The following is a 15785-nucleotide window of genomic DNA, read 5'->3' on the forward strand; positions in this document are numbered from 1 at the left end:
GAAGATGTGCCGCCGGGAAGAAAGAAGATTATTCTTTCCGGCGGCATGAGTGATGGGACAGTCATGGAACGGGCCTTTTCGGAAATCGAAAGAGCCCGTTTTTTTCTGTGCGAAAGATGCTGCCAAATTCCATACAAAAACCCTCTAACTGATCTCGTGCACATCCGCATACTGTAAGTGTTCCAATATATAAGCAATATATAAGAAACAGAGAGGAAGGAAGAAAACATGAGTGAACCAAAAAAGCTGAATTATTTTGAAAAGAAAGAGCAGAACAAAGCGCATGCGCAGCAGGTGATCCGCTGGGCATCAAAGAACCGAGAGAAAGAAATCCAGGCACTGTCTGAAGCAACCGTCCTGATGCCAGCACCAAGCGTGACGCCGGAAGGCCAGGTGAAATTTGAGAAAACAGAAATCGAAGTCATGCAGTGTTCCACGGTCGACGCCATTATCCGCGAGACAGAAAGAGGAGCACGCGTCTGTGCGTTAAACTTCGCCTCCTATAAGAATCCAGGCGGCATGTTTACCGATGGCTCCATGGCCCAGGAGGAGAGCTTATGCCATGCGTCCATTCTGTATCCGGTCTTATGCTCCGACAGGGTGCGCAGCCTGTTTTATGACCGCCACAAGGGAAACTTAAATAAGGCCCTCTATTTATCCGACATGCTCTATACACCGGATGTCCCATTCTGGCAGGGCGGCGTGGAGACGAAAGCCTCCATTATTACCTGTGCTGCGCCGAATAAGAAGGCGGCACAGACCTATCAGAAGGTGCCGGACGACCTTTGCAAGCTTGCCATGGAAGACCGGATCGCGGCAGTGTTGCATACGGCGGATGTAAATCAGGAAGATACCCTGATCCTTGGCGCGTTTGGATGCGGCGTTTTTGGAAATGATGTGAAGGAGGTTGCCGAGATCTTCCGTGACCAGTTGGAATGCACTTTCCGGGGAACATTTAAACGTGTTGTGTTTGCTGTGTTGGATCATCCAAGCTATGAGATCATGGCTTCGGTTTATCCAATGGCCACACACCAGGAAAGGACAAAGGAGGAAAGCAAATGTTGCAATATGGGTATAAATTGAGATTTTATCAGTTAAGCGGACCAGATAAGGGGAATCTTTCCCACGAGGAGTTTTTCCAGGACCGGGAGCAGATGATGACCCGGTACCGCGAGGTATTCCAGAAGGAACGGTACGCGTATAATCCGACTGCCTGGCAATATGTAGACAACGAGTGGACGCGGCTCTCCGTGTGAGTGTCCTGGCGCAAAGCCCGGTCATGACCAGCTTTTATCGTGCCGGCCACGCAGGTTGGGACAAGGTTATAGGAAATTTTATCCAGAAGGACGCCATGGAATTTGGCGTCCTTTTTTAAGTTCACTGTCCGCATACTGAACATGAAAATGCCTTATGAAAAGGAAACGAGAAAGGAGAAAAATATGGGAAAAACAGACACGAAACAGCAGGCGCTTTCATCGATGGGGTATTTCTTCCTGCGGATGGCGTTTGGAAAGGAGTCTTATCCGGAATCCGTCACCGGCGAATTACAATGGGTGGTGGATGAGTTGATGTCAGACGAGCCGGATGCGAACCTTTTGAACGCGATCGAGGAGGAACTCCGGGAAGGAACTTACCAGAATGAGAGTGAAGTATTTCCGTATACAACCCTGCAGAAGAACCTGATGATTGGTTACGGATATGATCCTGATGAGACTGGATGTATCGTTGACAGACTGCGAGCACTCTGGGCATCGACGACGCCGCTGATCGTCTTGGTCGGGAAATCCGGAACCGGGAAAACAAGAACAGCCAGACGGCTTGAAAAGCGGTACGGACTGAAGGAGGCCGAATCCTACACCACAAGACCTGCACGCAGCAAACAGGAAAGTGGGCATACCTTTATTGCCGAAGAGGCGTTTGATCAGATCCCGAAGGATGAGATGATGGCATATCTCGAATATCGTGGATACCGCTATTGTGCAACAAGAGCGCTGTTAAACGCATCCGATCTTTATATCGTGCATCCGGAAGGATATCAGACGTTAAGGGAGCGGTATCGCGACCGTCCGATGTTATGTATCAAGCTGACCGCACCAAAAGAGATCCGGGAGGCCAGGATGCGCGAACGCGGCTCTTCGGAGGAAGAGATTAAAGACCGGTTGGAATTGGATGAGGAAGTATTCCGGACCATACAGGCGGATGCGTCTATTGATACCGGGAACCTCACTGTAGAGGCGGTTGCGTGTAGGATTTACAGCCTGTTTTTGGAAGCCGTGCGAGCAGATAAGAGCGAGATCCGCAGGAAATACCTGCGTCTTCGGCTTTCTGATATCGACTGGGATACCGGTAATGGCAATGCAACTTCCAAGGCAGATGCATCGAAGCTGCCTAAGGAGATCATTGTGGCAGATCGGTTCCTTGACAGGGATTACCGGAATAAGACGGGGCGCCTCGACATATGGAGCTTAGAGAACGCAGCATCAGACTGGCTGTCCAATGAATATGGAGTTCCGAATAAGGGTTTTTACACACAAGTCCTTCCGCAGGATGATCACTGAACAAAATTATGGAGGATCAATCATGTATCAGAACATGGGAGAAATTCTAAAGGACAAACAAGTTGGCGAATGGAAACTGGAACATTTCCAGATCAAGCCGGGAGATTTATACGCTTTCAAAAACGGGATCGCTCCTGGCAACTATGTGCGATTATGCCATAATGGTCAAATCGTGATGTCCAATACCCACATGGAACGCTGGACAAATATGAATTTCTGCACTCATGCGCATGGAGATGTGCTGATCGGCGGTCTTGGTATCGGCCTTATTATCCTGGCTATCCAGGATAATCCGGAGGTACATAGTATTACCGTGATCGAAAAAAATCAGGAAGTGATCGATATGGTTGCTACACAGCTTCCGTTAAACGAAAAGGTCAAAATCATCCAGGCGGACGTATTCCTTTGGAAACCGCAACGCGGAGTACAGTACGACACCATTTATATGGACATTTGGCCATGGCTGGATAGTCATACGTATCAGGAAGAGATGTTGCCGCTAAAGCGAAAATTCGCCCATTATTTGAAGCCGAAAGCTGTAAGTCCAAACCGGTTCAATCGGTGCTGGGCTGAACGACAGGCAAAAACCGGCAGTGCGCTGTGCTAAAATATAATCATAAGCAATAGGAGGAAATGAAAAGATGGAGAAGAAAATGGAAATGCAGCAGGGGATTTATAATGTATTTTTGAAGCAGGAATTTGTCAGAAATATGGAACTTCTCACAACCGAAGAACCATTGTATCCGCGAGATGGTGGTGGCTTCATTGATTACGAAAGTGACCGCGTTTCGTGGTGGGAAATTGACGATCTGACGATTGCCGCAAATGGCTGGCCGAAAGTCTGGCTTGGCACACTTAAGGGAACTCAGGAAGAGATCCTGGATAGGGTAACAGAAAAATATACCGGATTTCCAAAAGAAGCTTTTGAACTTATGGAAATTTTCACAAAATAATTCCCGAAGGGGCATTGCAAATGCGATGCCTCTTTTTTTAATAAAAATAAAACAGTTGGGTGTTCCCGGGGAACACCATCTAAAATTACGCATAAATGACCAAAAAGTGTTATCCGCAAAAAATATGCCGCTTCAAACAATGCGACATACTGTTAGCGTCCAAAAAATTTCGCGGTCTCAGCAAGACGGTCCGTTAGGACTCAAATGGTGCAGCGCGAACTTTTGTTTTATTTGGGCTATCTGAAATAAGTGGTTGAAGCCAATGCGTTGATAGACATGATGGATATCTCCTTTCTGGTTGAAACGCAAGAGATGTGAGCAAACCTCTTTCCTCAATAAGTGGTTGAAACGCGACAAACGCAAGCGTTGCCCTACGCTATAGGATGAGGCTCAGATTTCCGTCTGTGCGAACATTCCAAGTTGTAGATCTCAATCATTGCAAGGTCATTCTTATTAGACAGCATGACAGGGATGCGCTCTACGTGTTCGTTCAGGAAGCGGTACTTAATCTCATTCGCTACGGATTTTCAACCTGCGTCCGCAGAATTTAGTGCCCTGGAACAATGTTTTTCAACCAGTCATTGAGGAAACCACATGTATCAACGTTCCCTCATGAACATGATTTTCAACCACTAATTGCGATTACCCTTTATTTGTAAGCCTCAATAGCGCAGCCGGCAGCGCAACTGATTCGTAATCAGTAGGTCGGCGGTTCGAATCCGCCTTGAGGCTTTATTTCGGGAAACGCATACAGCACGGAGGCATTTTTCGGTTATCAGGCGCTTGTCCCGATCTGATGCAGGATTCGTATATCGGCAGTACGTCAGCTTCCCAAGCTGAAAAGGCGGGTTCGACTCCCGTATCCCGCTTTCTGCTTTGCAATATCAGAATATCTGCCGGGGGATGCTGTCATCCTCCTTTTCCTTGCTTATGCGAAACCGTAACAGCAGCCCGGGCTGTCAAAACCTGGCACAGATTATATTACTGGAGGATTATTTATGCTGGAAACTGAAAATATCGAAGAAAAAGAGAACGGGTTTAAAAATGGTATTGCGGATACCCTTTCCCTTTTGAAGACCGTGGTCATTACCTTTTTGCTCATGCTGCTTCTTACAAACTGTATCATCGCGAATGCGGTTGTTCCGACCGGATCGATGGAGAATACGATTGAGCCCGGAGACCGGATCATCGGCATGCGGTTTTTAAAGAACTATGAGCGTGGCGATATCGTGATCTTTCCGGACCCGGATGGATCCGGTCATTACCTGATCAAACGCATCATCGGAATGCCAGGGGACCGGCTGTCATTTGAACGGGATGGAGATACGGAATTTGCCAACGTCTGCATCAATGGCGTTAAACTGGAAGAACCATATCTGGCAGAGCGCATGTACTGTGACACTGCCTTTGAAGACTTATCCATCACGATTCCGGAAGGGTCGTATTTCTGCATGGGAGATAACCGGAACCACTCCCTGGATGCCAGGTACTGGAGCCATAAACTGGTCTCCGGAGAGGATATGATTGCAAAAGCAACATTCTGCTACTGGCCGTTAAATGATATAACGGTATTTCAGACACCAAAATACAGTACGGGACAGAAATAGGGCGGAGGTTTGCTGACTCCGTTCTTTTTTTGCGGATAACACTTTTTGGTCACCGCGATGCAGGCGCGAAGCTTCCTAAGGTGCATTCGCCTTGTCAAAAACTATTTTTATTTTTCGATGGCGTGCTTGCGGCAGCTCTCGGAATTATGAGGCATACTGTCACAGTATGGACAGTTCGAAAGGAGATTGTTTGGAAATATGCGAACTCGGGTATTAAATGCTGTGCAAAAAATTCTGGCAGTGATGATGATCGTGGCCCTTTTGGTCACGGATATTCCATTGGAAGTATTTGCTCAAAACTGGAATCTGTATGGGGAATTAAAAACGATGCGGTTGAGCAGACTGCAAAGAAAGAAGAAAACGTGCTCAGCATTGGTATTCAGAGATTTGTGAATACGGTGAACGTTCTGGCGATCGGAAGACTTCCATCCATTCGCGAATATATGAAAGCACTGGCAAACTATGCGGAAGGAAATATCTTAAACCGCCTGGAAGCCGGAGAAGATGCGAAGGGGATGCAGATGGAACTGGAGATCATGCTGGATGTCGCAAACAAAGGAATCTCAACAAAAACAGGAGACAGAATTTTCGACGAACGCTATGCTGCGGCAGTCGCGCAACTGCGGAAAGTGTTAAAATCCGAATTCTAAGCCGACAAAAAAACTATCTTAAGGGGATGTGCAGATGCGCATCCTCTTTTTTGCTTGTTATTCGTATGATATGACCAAAAAGTGTTATCCGCAAAAAATTTTTGCATAAAAACAGCACGACCAATTGCCATACTGGAACTGTAATCATAAATCATAAGAAATAGGAGGAAACAAAAATATGGATAAGAAAATGGAGATGCAACAGAAAATCCAGAGCATGAAGGAAGCAATGGTCGGATTTCGCTACCGTTATTTTAAAGGCGGAGTATATATTGTGAGCGATATTGCCATACACGGCGAAACCTGGGACCCCATGGTTACTTACAAAAACTTTGATGACCCGACTTTCGTATGGGTTCGATCATTATCATCATTTTTATCTGAGGTGGACCATGAAAAATATCCGGAAGTAAAGCAGAAATTCCAGTTCGAACGCATGGATGGCGAAAGTATCAGCAATAACCTGACACCTAAGAATTCGCAGAATAAGACGTATTGGGCAAATCCCATGCCGCTTGAAACACAGTGGACGCTGTGCGATGAGGTAGGAATTTTAAAAGGCAACATTCTTATGGATAGGAAAACGCTTTTTGAAGGTGTGCTGGATGATGATGAAGTCCTTGATCTGATGTCAGAACGTCTGACTGGGGATCCTGGCATGACGGATATGCATTACGCAATCGTTGATACAATCTCTGATAAAGTGGTGGTATGCGTTCGCGGAAGCATCGCAGAGCGGGACACATTCACGGAAGAACTGGAAATCGCATGCGAACGCCTCAAAACCGCAGTGATAGCTGCAGGGAATGATGCTATTTCCGATTTTCTTGGTATTTCCACAGAGGGGAAATCAAGAGAAGAATTGGAACAAGCTATGGATGCTGCGATGAGTGAAATGTCGACACTGGCATTGATCCAGCATTTTAAGAAGTATGCTGCTGGATACGTGACGCCCGAGATGACAAATTCTGTTTTTGAACGTTTTCTGGCGCCAGAACGCATTGGCACGCCGGATATTGACGCTGATTTCGCACCTTCCGCCAAACGGACGAAAAATTGTCCATCGTTGTAGTGTTGTAGTGCGTGCGATGGCAGAACAGCGGGAGAGTACATCATCGAGCGAAAATAAGGAGGATATGGACGAATGATAAAAGAAATTAAACGAGCAGAAGAGATGCCGAAAGTGCCATTGGCGTGGGACAAAATGGATGAAGACTGGGGCAAGCGCCTTGAAGAAATGGGGAAATGGTGGTACCAGAAACATCCAGTTGGATCCACCCCCAAAGAGCAGACTGCTATGAACAAAATGGTAAAACTGCGTGACCGGCTGTTGGAATTTGGCGGAAATATTGCCTGTATGGATCTGACAGATGCACATTATGATGCTATCATGGAACGCGGACAGTACTTTTATGGTGAAGGTATCCACCACGCCAAGGGCTTTCCAAGCCAGTGCCATTATAATGCGTGTGCGTTCTGGGCAAAGCATCAGCTTCGCATGCGTATCGCAACCGGATATGCATTGTCGAAGGACGGCTGCTGGCGGCAGCACAGCTGGCTGGTAGAGCCGTTAAAAACAAAATACCGGATCTGGGAGACAACCGAAGATCGGATCGCCTATTTTGGTGTCGTCCTTACGCAGGAAGAATGCGCAGAATTTTGCGAACTGGAGTTGTCCAGTTTTGAGCCGGAATTAGCGCGACGTTCTGTGAAGTATGACCTCAGACAAGTCATTGATGGAGATTACGTAGCCACCCCGATCAAAAACGCATTTAATAGCAAGACAGCGTACTGGATGACTAAAAAAGGCTATACGGTAGCAGTCTATATGTTTACTGCTGAGGACTGTTTCGGGATCGAGGACTTTGAGGCCCGTCTGACAAAAGATGGCCTTCAGGAATACAAAACTCTTTTCCGGAATAAATTTGAGAACGATGATCTTGCTGTATATTGATCTTGCTGTATATGCGTCCTGAAAATGGCATATATAAGTAGTTACGCGAAAGAATTAACCAGATTGTCATAATGCTTATTATGCAAAGAGTCTGCCTTGAGTCATTGGACAGGCTCTTTTTTGTCAGGGAATGAGGATTGTGATTTGCATAGCACTATGGTACAATACGCGAAAACAAAATGGTGAGAAAGAAGGAATGCGACATGACAAAATATATCCTGAAGCATCGTAACAGAGATGTGGCTTTCTTTGCCATGGACGAGGACGGGGACCTGTATTCCCTGGAAATTGCCAGCCCGGAATATATGCCAATCCTTGGAAATGGGCCGAAGAATCTTGCTGAATGGATACAAAACCGAGCAATCCCGGAGGGACGTCCGGATCTGTCAAGAATCTTGCTGGAAACAGGTTGCAAAACCGCGCTGGAGTATCTGCTACAGAATCTGGCGCTCAGCCCGTCAGATTCTTACTGGATCTGTCCGGAGAGCTTAAAGGGGATAACATGGGAAGAAATTAGTTTATACCAGCACCCGGACGGCGCCAGGATTCCGTTTTTTACGTCCCGCGGTCCCACGTACAGAACGATCCAGAATGATTCCGCCCTGACCGGCTCTCTCGAAAAATATAATGTATACAGGCAGGGCAGCTGGCATCTCGTTAAGAATGGAGCACCAGGAATCGCTTTTAGCCTCCAGAATATCAATGAGGCATTTGCTTCCGTGATCCACGAGAGGCTTGGGTTTGCAGAATACACGAAGTACACATTGTGTTTTGATGAGCACGGAACCTGTGAATCCTGCAGCTGCAGGTATTTTACAGATGAGAGCCATGAACTGGTTTCCGCCTATTATGTAACCGGAGGGATTTGCGGACAGGCAAAAACGCCGCAGGAGGCCTATCAGGAATACATTGACACATGCATCGCCAATGGGCTGGATCATAATTACGTTGTTCATTTTATGGATTACATGATCCTCACGGATTTCCTGATAACGAATACAGACAGGCATTGGGAAAATTTTGGAATCTTAAGGGATCCGGATACACTCCGGTTTCTGACACTTGCGCCAATCTTCGATTCCGGAACCTCAATGCTATACGATGATCCGGTTTCAAAGACCAAACATCATCTTATGAACATCGGCGTTCATGGACTATGCCATTCCCAGGCGGAGAATCTTTGCCTCGTCCGTGACCAAAAAGCCGTGGACGTATCGCGACTTCCGGATGAGCGGAAAACGGCGGAGTTTTATATGGCGTGCGGGGTGCCGGTAGAGAGAGCGGCACAGATCGCACGGTGCTTCGAGCTAAAAAAGGATATGTTATTGGAATTTCAGAACTCGGATACGGACTGATTTTCCACGCAAAATACAACCTCACAGATTTTTCTGTGAGGTTTTTTCTTTGGATGAGTAACTTTCTTTCGTGCAGGATTCTGACGGATTGCGATCAATTGCCACTCTCCACCTTCCATATGCCGCCCGGCCTAAGCGCGATCGGCTGGTGGGCAAAATTTTCTTCGGAAAGTAGAGTGGTTTGTTGCCATACTGAAAACGTAATAAAAAAATCATAAGAAATAGGAGGAAGTAAAGATGATTAAAGAATTGAAGCGCGACTCCGGTAAAATTTTCGTTAAGGCGGATTATAACCGGGAATTCATTGACAAAGCAAAAACAATTGGTGGGTCCTGGTCGAAACCGTACTGGGTTTTCCCGGAAAACAATGAGGATGTCCTGCGCGAGCTTTGCTTGAAATGCTACGGCACTTATGATGGCGAGGAAGATAGCCTTACCATTCTGGCTGACTTGGAAGATTGCCCTTATTCCTACAAGGGGAATTCTCTTATGCTCGGCGTGATACCACTGGCTACGCGATACTCGCGAGACAGCTCAGTCGTCACAGCGCCAAATGTATGTGTTGTGAAGGGCGAATTCAACGCGAGCGGTGGATCAGCGCGTTGCCCGAGTGTTACTTGGGATGACAGCGTTGTGCTTCGCATTGAAAAATTCCCACGTATGCAGTATGAAGCACTGCCGCATACCAAAGGCATCACCGTGCTGCAGGAGATAAAACATTCTCCTGAAAAGCAGAAAAAAGAAAACACAGCCACAGCAGATGCCTGTGTGTGGAAAGAAAACGCAGACGGGATGTATCAGCCCCCGCACACAGACAAACAGTTTGATGGGACCCTTGCGGCAGAGTTTTCCTATTGCCCGTATTGCGGTAAACCACTGGTACTCGCTAAGGGGAATATCGGTATCACATGGGAGCAGATTGAAGCAAAATATCCAGAGGATCGAAGCAAAATGCCAGAGGAAATGGAAAAGGCATTTGTGAAAGACTGTTTTGACTGCTATGAGCAGGAGGGATTTGCAAAAAAGTTCTGGACATCTCACGGTGATTATGCAGAAAGAATCGGACAGAGTTTTCAGGTTATTAGCCGATGCTCAACGGAAGATTCCGATTTGTCTGTATTGCCTATGTGGAATATCGAATTCCCGGACGGTGTTGTGATCGGAGCGTATCCGGAAGAAATCATCCCAAGGGAAATGAGACATAACGGATGCTCGCTGGATGAAATCGAGTGAGTCGAATACAGGACGCAAAAGGAGAGCAAATTATGGAGAGTAAGGCAGAATTGGCAGAAGAAAAGCTAAAACTCATCGAAAAGGGTTTCCCGAAAGATCCATGCAAACATTGCGCGTTTAACGATGAAAGTGAATGCGGCTGTGATGATCGAATCGATTATCAAGCTGCACTCCAGCGTCTTCACGATCTTGGGATTTACAATCTCATGTGGGATCTTCAGAGAATCAATCAAAATAAGAGCCAGATTGTTTGGATCCAGCGAGAGATTAGCAGAAAAAACCATCAGATCATCACAATTCAGAAGCAGATTGATGAATTAGAAAAGGCATGCGCTGATGCTATGGTGAAGCTGCGAAGGGAGATTTAGATGAATCGCAATAAGTGGTTGCACGTAAATTGCGTTTTACTCGTTGTTAAGACAAGAGTTTCAACTTCAGAATGGAGAAAATAACATGATTATAGAATATAAAAAAGAAAACGAGATTGCTTTTGAAGATTTAAAAGATAAAGAATGCTTCTTTAGCAATGGAGTTTTATATATGAAAATTTTTAGTCAGGATTTAAAGGAATACAATATTAGTTGTGTAAATGCGATCAGCATTGTGAATGCTGGTCTTACTAAATTCGATAATGATGAATTAGTTATCAAGGCAAAAAGAATTGTTAGTAAATGAGAAAAGGAATGCGCTGATGCTATGGAACAGCTGCGAAAGGAGATTAAAATAATATGAGCAAATGGACGGACATCCGATGTGATGTATTTAATGAAGAGGAAGAAAAATACATGGTCGAAGCATGGAAAGCGGGAGATACCTCCGAGCATGGTGCTGTTATCGCAAAATTGGATTTAGCGGCCGAAACAGTGGAGTATATCGACGAAGACGCGAAAACCGATGAATATGCGCAGACTGTCATTCAGGAAATGTTAGAAAATGGGTATATTTTGACGGAGTAAGATGATAAGCAGGGACGCACAAATCCAGTAGGATTATCATCTTGCCAAAACATACAAAGGAGAGAAAATATGAAATATGTAGTCATCGAAACAGCAGAAAGAACGTCTTATGTAATCGGAAAGGCTTCCGATATGCATGAAGCAAGAGAAATGATGAAGGAAAGATTTCAGAAAATCTTCTGGGAAAAATTCCCGAATGAAGCAGCATCTGAACAGAGTCTTGAAGAGGTTTACAGAGCGAACCTGGACGAATCCGAATTTGAGTTTGACGAGGAGACGGCATTCATCAACGGCGTCCATGGATACGATTATGACTGGAAGATCCTGGACACATCCTGTGAGGATGTGCTGGAAAAACCGCTTTCCATCATGGAAATGTTGGATCGTTGCGACGCCGACCTTTATGTGGAAGGCCTTTATGTGGAAGGCGATGTTGTGATTGATCTGAGCGAACTGATCGATCATGATCTGGAAGGTATTCTGGATATTATGGCAGAGCGTCTGACTGGCAGTCCTCTCTTAATGGATGTCAACTATTCCTTAGTGGATATCCTGGACAAAAATTCCGCCATCATGCGCGTCCGTGGCGACATCACCAATATCCTGGAGACTGACATGGATGAGGCAACATTTCATGCTGTCGCGGATAAATTGAGAACCTGTCTGGCTGATGACGAAAATGATGCCGATGACCTGAAGGCATTGGATGATGCGCTGGATACCATGTCTGAGATAGCGTTAAGCGAGCGTTATGTTGTAGCCCGCATCCGCCATGAAGAGAAGCAGAAAGCCGGTACAGAACATGTACCGTCCTACTCTGAAGATGTGGAACAGGTTAACCCGAAACGATATGCGCTGCTTGCGTGGAACGATGAGTATTTGGATCTGTACATGGTGCCGTTCGTTCCGCAGAATATGACCTTGGAAGAAGCGAAGGAAGCCCTTGCAAAAAGGACAAAGGAACGTCTGGTGGAGCTGGATATCGTCAAGAATGATGAGGATGCAGCTGCGCTTTTCGCCAAACAGGCAGAAGCGGAATACGATGATGAGTGCGACGAACTGCATGTCGGCGAATACGAAGCAACCATTCGGTACGGCGGCGGTTTCGAAGAAAGAATTAAAATCGTGGAGCAGCCACAGTAGGGAGGAACCATGGCATGGGACATTTGTTGGATTGGTATACGGATCCGGAAAAATTCCAGGGCGAGGTCAATCTCAAAGTGATCAAGTTCATTGATGAGATCACCAATTTTCCTGACCGGGATGGGGAATCCGGGGAGCAGATCGATCACCTGTTTTCTGCCGGTTACTGTTACTACTTTGCCAGTATGCTGAAAACCGCTTTCGGCGGACAGTTATGCTGGGCGCAGGACAGAGGACATATCGTGTGGGCCGATATCCAGGAGGGATGCACATTCGATGAACTTCAGAAAGCCTGTGCTTATGATATCAGCGGTATATTCGACGATTACGAAGTGCTCTGGCCGGCTTCCTACCTGGGTGATGCGATTGTCGACTATCTGCACAATGAGCAAGCCTTTCATGTGAACGACTGCTTTAAAGACTGGTGCGACTTTTGCCATGTTACTGAAATGTATGCCGTCGACATGATCTGGTGGACGATCCCGACGGAAGAAATCAAAGCTAAGTATCACAACGGTTCCGATTACGTACAAACTGCTTATCAGTATTGGACGGAACATGCGTCCGAACTTCAGCAGATCATCCGTTATTGCAGAAGCCATAAGTTTTTCTGGCCTGACCATGCCGGTGTCGAAGCATGCATGGAACAAATTGAGTCTGGAATATCCGAAAAAGAAAGTGCATAAGAAAGCACAGAAAGAAAGATTAGAAGCCGCTCCGGATTGGGGCGGCTTTTTTTTGGTGCGTAAAACCCGCAATTTGGCCAATGTGCGTATCGCCATACTGATAGCGTCATGAGAGAAAAGAAATTGAGAAAGGAGAAGAAAAATGGTTTACGAATTAACCGAAACGGGAAAAGAAAAGGTCTATTCTTTTATTGCGGAATGCACAACGTGTTCCAAAAATCAGGATGCTGGTACGGGTGAATCGGAAAACGAGACATTTCCCACGGAGGACCGCATCCTGTCCGATCTGAATTGCGGAAACAGAATAGATTACAAAGGGGATTATCATGGCATATGGGGTACAGTCAATGGGCTTGGATCTGACCACACATTGGACCTGAAATTTGGAGAAGATTTCGTTAAGGTCGTCCCTTGCTCGGCCCTGCAGGCGGATGCGGAAGTAGTCTTTATGGCGTACTCTGCCATTCATAAAAGGAAGGTGCCGGAAGTAGGAACAGTGTTGTGGGTGGACGAGGATGAGAAAACAATTGCTGTTGTATGGCTCGATGGATACAAGAGCAGGACAGAAGATATCCCATACGAAGACATGCTTGCGGTATACGACAAAACAGGTACGGAAATGTCATTTGGGTGCTTCCGTGGCCCCAGTGCCAAGTTAATTACGAAATAAGAAAGGAAAAAAGAATATGGAAAATAGTACAGCGAAAACAGAGGACACATGTCGCTACGCATCTGCGAAAGGATTCGGGTATTGTGCATCCGTATTTAACCGTGCGACGGATGAACAGATTGTTCATTTCATGTACCGGCTGAATCCGCCGGCATTTAACAAAATGATCCGGGAACTTGGACGGGGAAAAATAAAGCTGGCTGATTACCTGAATGAGGAAAAAGACAAAAACAGTGGAACGTTTAACCGTCTTGCTGCCATCAGCAATGCTATGACAGAAGATAGTGGTGTGCTTTTCATTTATGATTTTTCTGACGACAATCCATCCGGAGCGATTATTCATCCGTTGCAGTTTCCATGGCAGATGAACAGCCTGGAACAGGCATTGCAGAAGGACGCACTGAACGAATTATACGTAAAGTACATGCGATTGCTGTTTGCCGGTGATCTGCCGCAGGAAAAACTTGAACTATTTGATTTTGAGTAAGGAGGGAACTGTTTCATGACAGTAGAACGACCTGTCACAATTTATCGTCTATTGCGGACGATTCGCGACTGCTCAGCGAAAGAGGTAGCAGACGAACTTCTGGTCTCATCGACATATATTGGTGTTATCGAGAGGCAAATAAGAACGCCGTCCGTACGGTTTGACCGTGCATTCGCCGATTTGATGGGAGTGCCAGAAGAACTGATCCGCTCCTTTATCATATCGGAAAACGATACATTCGCAACCGCGTTGTGGCGTCTTACGCAGAAAATGTATCAACTTGGATGCTTGGAGTGAACCCTCGGTCACGAAAGGACCGATTGATTCCTACTTAAACATCCTGGTCAGAACAAAACAGTTATGTAAAAGCAGGGCTTCGGTCCTGCTTTTTATCTGCCTGCTCATTTGTCATTTTTATAAGCATCAGACATACTGATTATAACCAGACATTATTTCAAGGAGGTGTCGTTATGCCACATTCAGGTGGAGGAGGAAGTCACTCAGGAGGAAGTCATTCAAGTAGTCATTCTGGCGGTGGCGGAAGCCATTCGGGAGGCAGCGGAAGTTCATATCGCCATTCTGATACTCCATTCACAGGAAGCCACCCTTTTGTCGTATATAGCCGTACAAGAAGACCGAGGATTGTGTATTCTGATAACCCGCATTATTCCGAAGAGATGACAAAGGGGCAGTACATCATCTGCGTGATCTTTGGACTCTCGTTTGCTATTCCAGGTTTGGCGTTTTTTCTGATTGGGTTATGTATGTTTTTCTCTTCATTTTCCATCGGATACCAGAAAACTAACATACCCGGCAGTGTTGAACAATCCATCATGATCCTGGATGAGAATGGGTATTTGTCGACAGAGGAAACGGAGGCGCTGGAGCAAAGTTTGACAGATTTCCGCGACCATACAGGGATCATTCCGGCTGTTGAGCTGACGGAAGATGCCACCTGGCAGCAGGATTATATCACCATGGAGCGATTTGCTTATAATGAGTACATCTGTCATTTCGATGATGAATATCATCTGTTGGTTGTGTATGGGTACGGAGATAAAAACCCACAGACAGGGTTTTGTGAGTTCCATTATGAAACGATGTGGGGCAATGACCTGTCGAAAACCGCAAGCAAAAAGGATGAAAATAAGCTGATCGATCTCCTGCAGAAACAATTTGCGCGAGCCGACGGAGAAGGCGTGGGAGGCGCCGCTGCGGATGCATTCAATGAATACCTGGAATACTTCGAAGCAAAGCGCTTTAGTGTAGACGGTGGGAGAGTGATGAATTCTGCTTTTATGCTTATCTTTGGGTTGCCGTTTCTGGGTGCTGGATTGTTAGTCATAATTTTCGCACACAAAAGATATCAGGAGGCGAAGAAAGAGGGCGTAAAGACTTACCGGATTAACGGAACACCTGAAATATTGACATGTGATTACTGCGGCTGTACATATTATGCGGGTACCGTAGGGCTCTGCCCGCACTGCGGAGCGCCATTAAAGGCTTCATCCGAAAAAGCATAATTGATGCAAA

At 46.1% G+C, this 15785-nt stretch carries 21 protein-coding genes and 2 tRNA genes; 22 read left to right on the forward strand and 1 reads right to left on the reverse strand.

Features of this window, described 5'->3' with window-relative positions:
- The first annotated feature begins 228 nt into the window (after nt 1-228).
- From DW085_RS17280 to DW085_RS17375, 21 genes are all read left to right on the forward strand, one after another.
- Entirely contained in the window at nt 229-1083 is an 855-nt protein-coding gene (locus tag DW085_RS17280; RefSeq protein ID WP_118494020.1) for a TIGR02452 family protein, read from the forward strand.
- Complete coding sequence (locus tag DW085_RS18930) at nt 1059-1256, forward strand: hypothetical protein (RefSeq protein WP_147353982.1); 198 nt, start codon at nt 1059-1061, stop codon at nt 1254-1256. Before DW085_RS17280 ends, DW085_RS18930 begins: the two co-directional genes overlap by 25 nt.
- A 183-nt stretch (nt 1257-1439) precedes the next feature.
- Nucleotides 1440-2558, forward strand: coding sequence for an AAA family ATPase (locus DW085_RS17285; RefSeq protein ID WP_182430935.1), 1119 nt, complete (start codon nt 1440-1442; stop codon nt 2556-2558).
- A 22-nt stretch (nt 2559-2580) separates the two neighbouring features.
- Entirely contained in the window at nt 2581-3165 is a 585-nt protein-coding gene (locus tag DW085_RS17290; protein WP_118494025.1) for a class I SAM-dependent methyltransferase, read from the forward strand.
- Nucleotides 3166-3211: 46 nt separating this feature from the next.
- The gene (locus DW085_RS17295; protein WP_147353984.1) at nt 3212-3511 is read left to right on the forward strand and encodes a hypothetical protein; all 300 of its coding nucleotides are present in this window, start codon (nt 3212-3214) and stop codon (nt 3509-3511) included.
- Between the two features lie 659 nt (nt 3512-4170).
- Nucleotides 4171-4243, forward strand: a tRNA-Thr gene (locus tag DW085_RS17300).
- 66 nt (nt 4244-4309) lie between these two features.
- A tRNA-Gly gene (locus tag DW085_RS17305) sits at nt 4310-4380 on the forward strand.
- 129 nt (nt 4381-4509) lie between these two features.
- Nucleotides 4510-5118, forward strand: a complete 609-nt coding sequence (gene lepB / locus DW085_RS17310) for a signal peptidase I (RefSeq protein WP_118494031.1) — start codon at nt 4510-4512, stop codon at nt 5116-5118.
- 146 nt (nt 5119-5264) lie between these two features.
- Nucleotides 5265-5768: a hypothetical protein gene (locus tag DW085_RS17315; protein WP_147353985.1), complete on the forward strand. Its 504-nt coding sequence runs from the start codon at nt 5265-5267 to the stop codon at nt 5766-5768.
- Nucleotides 5769-5946: 178 nt separating this feature from the next.
- Nucleotides 5947-6840 (forward strand): DUF1653 domain-containing protein, encoded by an 894-nt coding sequence (locus tag DW085_RS19310; RefSeq protein WP_243034082.1) that lies wholly within the window; start codon nt 5947-5949, stop codon nt 6838-6840.
- A gap of 72 nt (nt 6841-6912) precedes the next feature.
- Entirely contained in the window at nt 6913-7722 is an 810-nt protein-coding gene (locus tag DW085_RS17325) for a hypothetical protein (RefSeq protein WP_118494037.1), read from the forward strand.
- A gap of 203 nt (nt 7723-7925) precedes the next feature.
- Nucleotides 7926-9077 carry a HipA domain-containing protein gene (locus DW085_RS17330; RefSeq protein ID WP_118494040.1) on the forward strand — a complete coding sequence of 384 codons (1152 nt, stop codon included), beginning with the start codon at nt 7926-7928 and terminating at the stop codon, nt 9075-9077.
- Between the two features lie 237 nt (nt 9078-9314).
- Nucleotides 9315-10310 carry a hypothetical protein gene (locus tag DW085_RS17335; protein ID WP_118494043.1) on the forward strand — a complete coding sequence of 332 codons (996 nt, stop codon included), beginning with the start codon at nt 9315-9317 and terminating at the stop codon, nt 10308-10310.
- A gap of 32 nt (nt 10311-10342) precedes the next feature.
- Complete coding sequence (locus DW085_RS17340; protein ID WP_118494046.1) at nt 10343-10678, forward strand: hypothetical protein; 336 nt, start codon at nt 10343-10345, stop codon at nt 10676-10678.
- Between the two features lie 85 nt (nt 10679-10763).
- Nucleotides 10764-10985 carry a hypothetical protein gene (locus DW085_RS17345; RefSeq protein WP_118494049.1) on the forward strand — a complete coding sequence of 74 codons (222 nt, stop codon included), beginning with the start codon at nt 10764-10766 and terminating at the stop codon, nt 10983-10985.
- Between the two features lie 53 nt (nt 10986-11038).
- Nucleotides 11039-11266, forward strand: coding sequence for a hypothetical protein (locus tag DW085_RS17350; RefSeq protein WP_118494052.1), 228 nt, complete (start codon nt 11039-11041; stop codon nt 11264-11266).
- 69 nt (nt 11267-11335) lie between these two features.
- On the forward strand, nt 11336-12409 hold the full coding sequence (locus DW085_RS17355) for a hypothetical protein (protein WP_118494055.1): 1074 nt from the start codon (nt 11336-11338) through the stop codon (nt 12407-12409).
- Between the two features lie 14 nt (nt 12410-12423).
- Complete coding sequence (locus tag DW085_RS17360) at nt 12424-13095, forward strand: hypothetical protein (RefSeq protein WP_118494058.1); 672 nt, start codon at nt 12424-12426, stop codon at nt 13093-13095.
- Nucleotides 13096-13237: 142 nt separating this feature from the next.
- On the forward strand, nt 13238-13765 hold the full coding sequence (locus tag DW085_RS17365; protein WP_118494061.1) for a hypothetical protein: 528 nt from the start codon (nt 13238-13240) through the stop codon (nt 13763-13765).
- A gap of 16 nt (nt 13766-13781) precedes the next feature.
- The gene (locus DW085_RS17370) at nt 13782-14252 is read left to right on the forward strand and encodes a hypothetical protein (protein WP_118494064.1); all 471 of its coding nucleotides are present in this window, start codon (nt 13782-13784) and stop codon (nt 14250-14252) included.
- Between the two features lie 15 nt (nt 14253-14267).
- Nucleotides 14268-14549, forward strand: a complete 282-nt coding sequence (locus tag DW085_RS17375; RefSeq protein ID WP_118494067.1) for a helix-turn-helix transcriptional regulator — start codon at nt 14268-14270, stop codon at nt 14547-14549.
- 171 nt (nt 14550-14720) lie between these two features.
- Here the strand turns inward: DW085_RS17375 and DW085_RS20270 are convergent, their stop codons facing one another.
- The gene (locus DW085_RS20270) at nt 14721-14843 is read right to left on the reverse strand and encodes a hypothetical protein (RefSeq protein ID WP_284525777.1); all 123 of its coding nucleotides are present in this window, start codon (nt 14841-14843) and stop codon (nt 14721-14723) included.
- 53 nt (nt 14844-14896) lie between these two features.
- Between DW085_RS20270 and DW085_RS17385 the strand changes: the two genes are divergently transcribed.
- Nucleotides 14897-15775, forward strand: coding sequence for a hypothetical protein (locus tag DW085_RS17385; protein WP_147353986.1), 879 nt, complete (start codon nt 14897-14899; stop codon nt 15773-15775).
- Nucleotides 15776-15785 lie beyond the last annotated feature (10 nt).

The organism is Clostridium sp. AF50-3 (assembly GCF_003477445.1).
Lineage (GTDB): Bacteria > Bacillota > Clostridia > Lachnospirales > Lachnospiraceae > Otoolea > Otoolea fessa.